9 protein-coding genes, 1 tRNA gene and 1 pseudogene are annotated in these 9,694 nt (G+C 70.0%); 6 read left to right on the top strand and 5 right to left on the bottom strand.

What is annotated here, in order from left to right:
* The coding region (locus tag PMI01_RS25710) for a calcium-binding protein (RefSeq protein WP_007676699.1) at positions 1–656 on the top strand (656 nt) is incomplete at its 5' end.
* A gap of 235 nt (positions 657–891) precedes the next feature.
* Here PMI01_RS25710 and PMI01_RS25705 read toward each other — a convergent pair.
* The 3 genes from PMI01_RS25705 to PMI01_RS25695 all read right to left on the bottom strand — a co-directional run bounded on the left by PMI01_RS25705 (position 892) and on the right by PMI01_RS25695 (position 3,405).
* A tRNA-Arg gene (locus tag PMI01_RS25705) sits at positions 892–968 on the bottom strand.
* Between the two features lie 59 nt (positions 969–1,027).
* On the bottom strand, positions 1,028–2,344 hold the full coding sequence (locus tag PMI01_RS25700) for an NCS2 family permease (RefSeq protein WP_007676697.1): 1,317 nt from the start codon (positions 2,342–2,344) through the stop codon (positions 1,028–1,030).
* Between the two features lie 2 nt (positions 2,345–2,346).
* The gene (locus PMI01_RS25695) at positions 2,347–3,405 is read right to left on the bottom strand and encodes a purine nucleoside permease (RefSeq protein WP_007676695.1); all 1,059 of its coding nucleotides are present in this window, start codon (positions 3,403–3,405) and stop codon (positions 2,347–2,349) included.
* Positions 3,406–3,616: 211 nt separating this feature from the next.
* On the opposite strand from PMI01_RS25695, the gene PMI01_RS25690 reads away from it, so the two are divergent.
* Positions 3,617–4,513 (top strand): 5'-methylthioadenosine/S-adenosylhomocysteine nucleosidase, encoded by an 897-nt coding sequence (locus tag PMI01_RS25690; protein WP_007676693.1) that lies wholly within the window; start codon positions 3,617–3,619, stop codon positions 4,511–4,513.
* A 115-nt stretch (positions 4,514–4,628) separates the two neighbouring features.
* On the opposite strand, the gene PMI01_RS25685 is transcribed toward PMI01_RS25690, so the two are convergent.
* A complete protein-coding gene (locus PMI01_RS25685; protein WP_007676690.1) occupies positions 4,629–5,591 on the bottom strand; it encodes an ABC transporter ATP-binding protein in 963 nt (320 codons plus the stop codon).
* 153 nt (positions 5,592–5,744) lie between these two features.
* Here PMI01_RS25685 and PMI01_RS25680 point away from each other — a divergent pair, with 153 nt between their 5' ends.
* The 4 genes from PMI01_RS25680 to PMI01_RS25665 all read left to right on the top strand — a co-directional run bounded on the left by PMI01_RS25680 (position 5,745) and on the right by PMI01_RS25665 (position 9,257).
* On the top strand, positions 5,745–6,038 hold the full coding sequence (locus PMI01_RS25680; protein ID WP_007676687.1) for a zinc-finger domain-containing protein: 294 nt from the start codon (positions 5,745–5,747) through the stop codon (positions 6,036–6,038).
* Between the two features lie 65 nt (positions 6,039–6,103).
* A complete protein-coding gene (locus tag PMI01_RS25675; protein WP_007676684.1) occupies positions 6,104–6,538 on the top strand; it encodes an acyl-CoA thioesterase in 435 nt (144 codons plus the stop codon).
* Positions 6,539–6,706: 168 nt separating this feature from the next.
* On the top strand, positions 6,707–7,957 hold the full coding sequence (locus tag PMI01_RS25670; protein WP_007676681.1) for a UbiH/UbiF/VisC/COQ6 family ubiquinone biosynthesis hydroxylase: 1,251 nt from the start codon (positions 6,707–6,709) through the stop codon (positions 7,955–7,957).
* Between the two features lie 94 nt (positions 7,958–8,051).
* Positions 8,052–9,257, top strand: coding sequence for an MFS transporter (locus PMI01_RS25665; protein WP_007676679.1), 1,206 nt, complete (start codon positions 8,052–8,054; stop codon positions 9,255–9,257).
* On the opposite strand, the pseudogene PMI01_RS25660 reads toward PMI01_RS25665, so the two are convergent.
* Positions 9,254–9,694 (bottom strand): annotated as a pseudogene (locus PMI01_RS25660) (hypothetical protein); the annotation flags it as partial. The gene PMI01_RS25665 and the pseudogene PMI01_RS25660 overlap by 4 nt on opposite strands.

Here is a 9,694-nt window from a genome sequence, read left to right as displayed (position 1 = left end):
TGGTCGGCGGGGCGGGCGACGACGTCCTGACCGGCCGTGGCGGCGACGACATCCTCGACGGCGGGGCCGGCAACGACATCCTGATCGGCGGGGCCGGCGCCGACACCCTGACCGGCGGCGCGGGTTCGGACGTGGCGATCTATACGGACGTCACCTCGGGGGTGACCATCGACCTGGCCGTGACCACGGCCCAGAACACCGGCGGGGCCGGAACCGACACCCTGAGCGGCATCGAGCACGTGTTCGCCGGCAACGCCTTCGGCAACACCCTGTCGGGCGACGGCCAGCTCAACGCCCTGGTCGGCGGGGCCGGAGTCGACGTGATCAACGGCCGGGGCGGTGACGACATCCTCGACGGCGGGGCGGGCGGCGACGTGCTGTTTGGCTGGACGGGCGCCGACACCCTGACCGGTGGCCCGGGCAACGACACCTTCGCCTTCAACTACGGCTCGGGCGCGGACCGGATCACCGATTTCGACGCCCACGGCGAAGGCGATGTTCTCGACCTCAGCGGCTATGCTGGAACCGGGGTGACCTGGACCGTGACCCAGGTGGGGGCCGACGCGGTGTTCACCTTCTCGATGGGCGACACCATCACCCTGACCGGCGTCACCGCCAGCGCCCACCACATGATCGACACCAGCCACTGGGCCTAGATCAAACCTCGGCTACCCGGTTCCGACGCCGGCGCCGCGGGCAGTTAGAACTGCGCTTAGGTTTCTCGCAAACCCTTGTATTCTCTGGAATTCAGAGGCGCCCGGGGAGAGGTCTTTGGTGGCAAACTCGTGTTCCCAAGGCGGCTTGCCTATGGCCGGGAAACAGGATTTAGAACGCCACTAACTAATTGTCTCTTTTCGGTTTTCTCGTCTTTCGAGGACCTAAAAGAGGCAATGGCGCACCCGACACGATTCGAACGTGTGACCTTTGCCTTCGGAGGGCAACGCTCTATCCAGCTGAGCTACGGGTGCTTCCGCCTTGCGGAAGCGCGGTCTTAGCCGAAAGGCCGCGCCGGCGCAAACGGGTCTTGTCAGCCTTTCGCCAGATAGACGAAACGCAGGACGAACAGGGCCGCCAGGACCAGCAGCAGCCAGTCGCCCTTGCCGATCTTGCCGGTCAGCAGCCGCAGCACCGCGTAGCTGGTGATGCCGAACGCCAGGCCGTTGGCGATCGAGAAGGTCAGCGGGATGGTGATCAGGGTCAGGAAGGCCGGGATCGCCACCGTCGGGTCGGCCCAGTCGATGTCGGTCAGGCTGCCGACCATCAGCGCGCCGACCAGGATCAGGGCCGGGGCGGTGGCGGCGGCCGGGATGGCCTGGACCAGGGGCGCGAAGAACAGGGTGACCAGGAACAGGACGCCGACCACCACCGCCGTCAGGCCGGTGCGGCCGCCGGCCGTGACGCCCGAGGCGCTCTCGATATAGCTGACCACGGTGCTGGTGCCGGCCGCGGCCCCGACCATGGTCGCCGCCGAATCAGCCAGCAGGATGCGGTTGAGGCGTGGGATCGAGCCGTCCGGCGCCTGCAGCCCGGCCTTCTTGGTCACCGCCACCAGGGTGCCGACATTGTCGAACAGGTCGACGAACAGGAAGACGAAGATGATCTCGAGCATGGCCAAACCGAGGCCGCCCTTGAGGTTGAACGCCCCCATGACGTCCATCTTGAAGGCCGTGGCGGTCAGGTCGGCGAGGCTGGAGGTGGCCGGGACGATCTTGGCCAGGCCCAGGGCCCAGCCGGCGGCGGTGGCCAGCAGGATGCCGATCAGGATCGCGCCCTTGACCCGCCAGGCCTGCAGCACGGCGATCAGGACCAGGCCCATGATGGCGACGGCGGCGGTCGGGGTGGTCAGGTCGCCCAGGGCCACGGTGGTGGCGGGACTGGCGACGATGATGCCGGCCTCCTTCAGGCCGATGAAGGCGATGAACAGCCCGACCCCGGCGGCGACGGCCGAGAACAGCGGCTTGGGGATCGCCCCGACGATCATCTGGCGCACCCCGGCCAGGGTGAGGATCAGGAAGGCGACGCCCGACAGGAAGACGCAGCCCAGCGCCACCTCCCACGGCACGCCCATGCCCTTGACCACGGTGTAGGTGAAATAGGCGTTCAGCCCCATGCCCGGGGCCAGGGCCAGGGGGTAGTTGGCGATCAGTCCCATCAGGATCGAGCCGAAGCCGGCCGCCAGGCAGGTGGCGGCGGCCACGGCGGCCACCGGCATGCCGGCCTCGCCGAGGATCGCCGGGTTGACCACCACGATATAGGCCATGGTCATGAAGGTGGTGACGCCGGCCAGCACCTCGGTGCGGACGTCGGTGCCCTGGGCCTTGAGGCCGAAGAAGCGATCGAGCATGGCTATTGGCTCCGGCCGGTCGAGGCGGTGTTGGGAAGGGCGGTCGCGTAGCGGTCCCAGTGCGTGGTCAGTTCGCGCGCCACCACGCCGCCGACCCGGAAGGTGGCGGCGAAGGCCGCGGCCGCGCCCTCGTCGTGGAACACGCGCGGGAAGGTCGGCTGGTCCAGCGGCGGGCGCGAATAGTTGCTGGCGGTGCGCAGCACCAGCACGCGGCGGCGGTCGATCTTGCCGCCGGCGGCATGGGCGTCGAGCACGTCGAGGATTCCCTGGTCTTCGCAGTCGGTCATGGTGAAGGTTCCGGCCCCGTCGGTCCACAGCTTGACCCAGTCGCGGGCCCACTGGGTGCGGCGCGCGCCGTGCCAGAACCGCACCGTGCCCAGGGCGTCGCCCACCAGCACGAACGGCGGCCGTTGCGCCAGGGGCTCGCCCTTATAGCCGCCGCGCAGGCCTTGCAGGGCGGCGGAGTCGGGCAGCTTGACGTCGCGGGTCAGGCCGTAGGCCCAGTCGACCAGGCCGGCGTCCAGCGTCCAGACCATGGCGCTGGAGCCTTCGGCCTTGCCCTTGACGTTCGGGCGTTCGGCGTCGTTCGCATAGAGGCCATAGGGCCAGTCGGCCGGAATTTCGCGGTCGTCGACCTCGTAGATCGGATCGGCGTCGACCACGTATTTCGCCCAGGCGGCGCTGCCGACCGAGGCGGCGGCGGGGTCGACCCCGGCGATGCCGCTGACGATCCAGTAGGCCTTGGACAGGTCGAACTGGTTCGAGAGGATCAGGGCGGCGACGCTCTCGCGGGCGCGGCCGCGCATGTCGCTGACGATGGCCAGCACGCCGTCGTCGGAATAGCGGGCCACGTGGCGGACGCCGGGGATGGTGATCTGGTGCTTCAGCGGCCAGCCTTCGACCCAGGGCTGGAACTCGCCGGCGAAGTCGCCGGTGTCGGCTCCGATCTCGAAGGTGGTGACGATTACCACCTTAATAGGCAGCGGCTTGGCCTGGGCGGCGCCGCCCAGGCCCAATGCGATGGCCAGGGCCATGAGAAGCGAAAACCACAGTGCGCGCATGCCGACCCCAACTCGAAAAACCGGCGGAGAAAATTGACCGGCGCGGCGCGCGGCGCAATCGGCAAACTTGGCCGACGCCTGGACGGAGCCTCGCGGCGCCCGATCCCGGGCGTTCCGGTCGGACCTGGCGACGAAAGGCGCAGCGGGCTCGCCTCGACGGCCGGGTCGCCGCTAGGGTGGCGGCGAATCGCCACCACTTCGAAAGTCCGCCATGCGCCTGTTCCTGACGCTCCTGCTGCTGGCGCTCGCGCCCGCTCCCGTCCTGGCCGCCGAACTGCTGGACGCGTCGCCGCGCACGGCGGTGATCAGCGCCTTCCCGCCCGAGATGGCGGCCCTGGAGGCGGCCACTGTCGACAAGCGGGAATACACCGCCGCCGGCACGCGGTTCGTGATCGGCGCGCTGGAGGGCAAGCCGGTGGTGCTGTTTCTCAGCGGCGTCAGCATGGTCAACGCCGCCATGACCACCCAGGCGGGCCTCGACCGCTTCAGGATCGAGCGCATCGTGTTCTCCGGCGTGGCCGGCGGGGCCGATCCGGAGTTGGAGGTCGGCGACGTGGTGGCCCCCGACAGCTGGGTGCAGTCGTCGGAGATGGCCTATGCCCGCGAGGTCCCGGGCGGCTTCGCCCCGACCCCGGGCCTGACCGACGGCCGGGCGAATTTCGGCATGATGTATCCGCGCGAGGTCACGGTGCATCGCGATCCGGCTAACCCTGAGCCCCTGAAGGCCTTCCCGGTCGACGCGGCGATGCTGGCGGTGGCGCGGACCAGCGTCGCCGGGCTGAAGCTGCAACGCTGCGCCGCCGACCAGTGCCTGACCAAGCCGCCCAAGGTGGTGGTCGGCGGCGTGGGCGGCTCGGGCCCGGTGTTCGTCGACAACGCCGCCTTCCGGCAATACGCCCACGACGTGTTCGGGGCCCGGGTGCTGGACATGGAAAGCGCCGCCGTCGCCCAGGTGGCCTATGTCAACCGGACGCCGTTCATCGCCTTCCGCAGCCTGTCGGACCTGGCCGGCGGCGACCCGGCGGGGAACCAGTTCCCGATCTTCCTGCGCTTCGCGGCGGATAATTCGGCGACGGTGGTGCGGGCGTTCGTGCGGGCGCTGCCCTAGCGGCGAGCACTTGCCCCTACGGGCCTTCGGCCGTCTTCCCCCATAGGGGGAAGAATCGCGAGCTCCGCCCCCTATGGGGGCGGACAGGCGGCGAAGCCGCCAGGTGGGGGCAAGTTCAGGTCTTCAGCGGATCCTTGGCGTTCGGATCGCCATAGGTCAGCGACACGAACACGTCCTCCAGGTCCGGGTCCTCGGTGGCGATGTCCTTGATCTTCAGCCCCTCGGCGCGCACCGCCGCCAGCACCTGTTCGACGCTGGACTGGCCCGTGCGGTAGGACACCGAGAACGCCCCGGCCCCGCGCAGCTTGGTCTCAAAGCCCGGCAGCAGGGGGGCGACGGTCACCGGCTCTTCCGGCGTCACCACCACGTTGCGGATGTCCATGCGCTGAAGCAGGGTCGCCGTCGGCTCGTTGACCACCACCTCGCCGCGATTGACGATGGCGATCTGGTCGCACAGCTCCTGGGCTTCCTCCAGATAGTGGGTGGTCAGGACGATGGTCACCCCCAGCTGGTTGAGGCCGGTCACATAGCTCCACAGCTGGCGGCGCAGCTCGACGTCGACCCCGGCGGTCGGCTCGTCGAGGATCAGCACCGGCGGCATGTGGACCATGGCCTTGGCCACCATCAGGCGGCGCTTCATGCCGCCCGACAGCTGGCGGACATAGGCGTCGGCCTTGTCGCCCAGGCCCAGGGCGTTGAGCAGTTCGTCGGTGCGGCGCTCGTTCTTGGGCACGCCGTAGAAGCCGGCCTGGACCTCCAGCGACTCGCGCGGCGTGAAGAACACGTCGGCGGCCAGTTCCTGCGGCACCACGCCGATCGCGGCGCGGGCGTCACGGGGGCGCTCGTCGATATCGCGGCCCCAGATCCGCACCGTGCCGCTGCTCTTGCGGGTCAGGCCGGCCAGGATGTTGATGAAGGTCGACTTGCCCGCGCCGTTCGGGCCCAGCAGGCCGAAGATCGAGCCGCGCGGCACCTTCAGGTCAATGCCGTTGAGCGCCAGCTTCTGTGGCGCGGTCTTGCTGGCGGGATAGGTCTTGAACAGGCCTTCGGCCTCGATCGCGTAGGCGGGCAGGTCCATGGAACGTCCAGATGGGTCCCCCAACGCAGGGATGGCGGGACAATAGAGAAAGGAACGCGCGGCGTGAATTGACGGCGGCGCGACAGGTCGCATAGGTATGCCTGCATCGCCGCCACGCCAAGGCCGCGTCTGGAATTCAAGGGTTTTACCAACATGGCGCGCAAGGCCAAGACCGCGGTGTCCACCGCCCCCACCGCCATGGAGCCCGTCGTCACGGAGGTTGGCGCCGGTCCCGCGCCCGAGACCGTCATGGTCCGCTCGCACCGCATCGCCTGCGACGGCGTCGGCGGGGCCCTGGGCCATCCGCGCGTCTGGCTGGAGATGGGCGCGGCCGGTTTCGTCGACTGCCCCTATTGCGACCGCCGCTTCGTCGCCACCACCGCCGCCGGTCACGACGAGAGCGAACTGCTGGCCCCGGGGGTCTACGAAGGCTCCGGCGGCCACTAGACTTTTCGTTTGTCGCGGTTTCTTCACGCGAACCGGTAGCCACTTCGCTCGAAAACGCTGGTCCCATGCCCGACGAACTCTCCTCCCTGCAACGCGCCGAGTCCCTGGCCAAGGCCTGGGAAGCGCTGGAATGGCCGCACGAGGCCCCGGTGCTGCGGGCCATCGCCATGCCGTCCGACACCAATCCCGAGGGCGACATCTTCGGCGGCTGGCTGCTGTCGCAGATGGACCTGGCGGCGGCCTCGATCGCCTTTCACCGCGCGGCCGGCCGCTGCGCCACCATCGCCATCGACGGCATGACCTTCATCAGCCCGGTGTTCGTCGGCGACGAGGTCAGCCTGTTCGCCAAGGTCGTCCACGTGGGTCGCACCTCGCTGAAGGTCGAGGTCGAAGCCTGGCGCCGCCGCCGCGACGGCGAGCAGGCCCACAAGGTGACGCAGGGCGTGTTCACCTTCGTGGCGATCGGCGAGGACCGGAAGCCCCGGCCGCTGCCGCAGTAGGCGGCCGGCTCGGCAGACCCCCTCCGGCCCTCTGGGCCACCTCCCCCAAAGGGGGAGGATTTGATCGCGCCAGATGCTCCCCCTTTGGGGGAGCTGTCGCGTAGCGACTGAGGGGGTTTCGTCCACGGCGCTCTGGACACCGCCCCCTCCCCAGCGCCATATCCCGCCATGCGCGACCACGACGCCGACGTCATCATCGCCGGAGCCGGCATGGCCGGAACCACCCTGGCGCTCGCCCTGGCCTCGGCCGGGGTCAAGCCGCTGCTGGTCGATCCGCAGCCGTTCGACGCCCAGCTGGCCGACACCTTCGACGGGCGTTCCTCGGCCATCGCCTATTCGTCGTTTCGCCAGTGGCGGGCGATCGGAGCGGGCGAAGCCCTGGCCCCGCACGCCCAGCGCATCGAGCAGATCCTGGTCACCGACGGCAAGGCGCCGGGCCCGAGCACCGGCGGGCCGTCGCCGTTCTTTCTGCGCTTCGACAGCGGCGAGATCGCCGACCGCTCGCACGGCGAACCGCTGGGCTACCTGATCGAGAACCGCCAGATCCGCGCCGCCCTGGCCCGGACGGTGATCGACAAGAACATCACCGTGCTGGCCCCGGCCGGCGCCAAGGGGCTGGAGGTCGCCGCCGCCGGCGCGACCCTGACCCTGACCGACGGCCGCACCCTGTCGGCCCCGCTGGTGGTCAGCGCCGAGGGTCGCTTCGGGGTGCTGCGCAAGGCCGCGGGCATCGGCGACATCGGCTGGAGCTATGGCCAGAGCGGGGTGGTCGCGACCGTGCGCATGCAGCATCCGCACCAGGGCGTGGCCCACGAATATTTCCTGCCCGGCGGCCCGTTCGCCATCCTTCCGCTGACGGACAATCGCGCCAGCCTGGTCTGGACCGAGAGCACCGACCGGGCCGAGGCGCTGCGCAACGCCTCGCCGGAGGCCTTCCACGCCCACCTGATGCGACGGTTCGGCGAGTTCCTGGGGACGGTCGAGATGGCCGGCCCGACCTTCGTCTATCCGCTGTCGCTGTCGCTGGCCGAGCGGCTGGTCGCCCCGCGCCTGGCCCTGATCGGCGACGCCGCCCACGGCGTGCACCCGATCGCCGGCCAGGGGCTGAACCTGGGCCTCAAGGACGCCGCCGCCCTGGCCGAGGTGGTGGTGGAAGCCCTGCGCAACGGCGAGGACATCGGGGCCGAGGCGACCCTGGAGCGCTACGCCCGCTGGCGGCGGTTCGACAACGTCTCCAACGCCCTGGCCTTCGACGGCTTCGTGCGCCTGTTCTCCAACGACAACCCGCTGTTGCGCCTGGCGCGCGGGGTGGGCATGGCGGCGGTCAACCGCATCGCCCCGGCCCGGCGGTTCTTCATGCACGAGGCCGGCGGCGGGGTGGGGGACCTGCCCAAGCTGCTGCGCGGCGTGGCGATCTAGGGTCGACGACGCTCCACGGCGCTTGCGTACAAGCGTTCAAGCGCCAACCTATGGCCACGCTCGGGCGTGTCGCGGCCCGGCGATGGAGTAGCGTATGAGTCCTCTCGAAAAGATCGTCGTCCTGGAGGCGGAACCGAAAAGCCTCGGCCGGGGCCTGACCCTGGCCATGTCGATCGCCACCGGGGTCGGCGTCGCCAACATCTATTACAACCAGCCGATGCTGGGCGTCATCGAGGCCGACTTCCCGGGCCAGGCCCTGGCCGGCTTCATCCCGACCGCGACCCAGCTGGGCTACGCCCTGGGCCTGTTCCTCCTGGTGCCGCTCGGCGACCTGCTGGAACGGCGCCGGGTCATCGTGCTCCAGTTCCTGATCCTGGCGGCCGGGCTTGTCGCGGCGGCGCTGGCGCCGAGCGTCGGCCTGATCATCCTGGCCTCGCTCCTGGTCGGCTTCAGCGCCACGGTCGCCCAGCAGATCGTGCCGTTCGCGGCCCACCTCTCGAGCCCCGAAAAACGCGGCGCGACGATCGGCGCGGTGATGGCGGGCCTACTGTGCGGCATCCTGTTCAGCCGCACCCTGGCGGGTTTCGTGGCGACCCACTGGGGCTGGCGCGAGATGTTCTGGCTGGGCGCGCCCATGGCCCTGGCCGCCTGCGCCCTGATGGCCTTCGCCTTGCCGCGCAGCGCGCCCGGCGGCGGCCTGCGCTACGGCCCGCTGCTGAAGTCGCTGGGCGGCCTGTGGCTGGAGTTCCCGACCCTGCGCCGGGCGGCCTTCACCCAGGCGATGATCTTCGCCGGCTTCACCGCCTTCTGGACCATCCTGGCCCTGCATCTGAACGAGCCGCGCTTTGGCCTGGGGGCCGACGTGGCGGGCCTGTTCGGAGTCGTCGGCGCCGTCGGCATCCTGGCCGCGCCCCTGGCCGGGCGCATCGCAGACCGGCGCGGACCGCACCTGGTCATCCTGCTGGGGGCGGGGCTGTGCGTGGCAGCCTGGCTGATCTTCGGCCTGTGGAATTCCATTCCCGGCCTGGTCGTCGGTGTCGTGCTGCTCGATTTCGCGGTGCAGGGCGCGCTGATCTCCAACCAGCATCTGGTCTACGCCCTGCGTCCCGAAGCCCGGGCCCGGATCAACACCATCTTCATGGGCGTGATGTTCCTGGGCGGCGCGGCGGGTTCGGCGGGGGCGACCACGGCGTGGAACCTCGGCGGTTGGACGGCGGTCGCTGCCCTGGGCGCGGCCTGCGCCGTGGTGGCCCTGGCGTTGCAACTGGCCGGCCGCAAGACCTGGCCGAGGAACGCCTAGACCTTCACCACCCAGCCGCGCTTGCGCATGTAGGCCAGCACCATCCAGATCAGGCCGACGAACACCGCCACGGGGATCAGGGCGGCGGTCTTGTCGCCGACCAGCGGGGTCGCCCAGGCGTAGGGGATCTTCAGGATGTGGGCGGTCAGCATGATCGAGGCCAGCATGTGCAGGGCGTAGGCGAAGATCGCGTTGATCCCGAAGTCGGTCAGGAAGCCCGCGCCTGGCGGCTTCCAGCCCTTGACGTCCAGCGCCTGGTGCAGGCCGGCCAGCAGCACCAGGGCGACGCCGGTCGACAGCAGGACGAAGCTGCTGGTCCACAGCTCCTTGGAAATCGGGAACACCAGGCCCCAGGCCAGACCTCCCACGATCAGGGCGAGGCCGGCGACCGCCAGGCCCAGCGCCCCGCGCCGGGCCCGCAGCCATTGGCCGGGGGG

This window comes from Caulobacter sp. AP07 (genome assembly GCF_000281955.1).
Taxonomy (GTDB): domain Bacteria; phylum Pseudomonadota; class Alphaproteobacteria; order Caulobacterales; family Caulobacteraceae; genus Caulobacter.
Note: the sequence above shows the minus strand (reverse complement) of the source record. Positions and strands in the feature narration are given on the sequence as shown.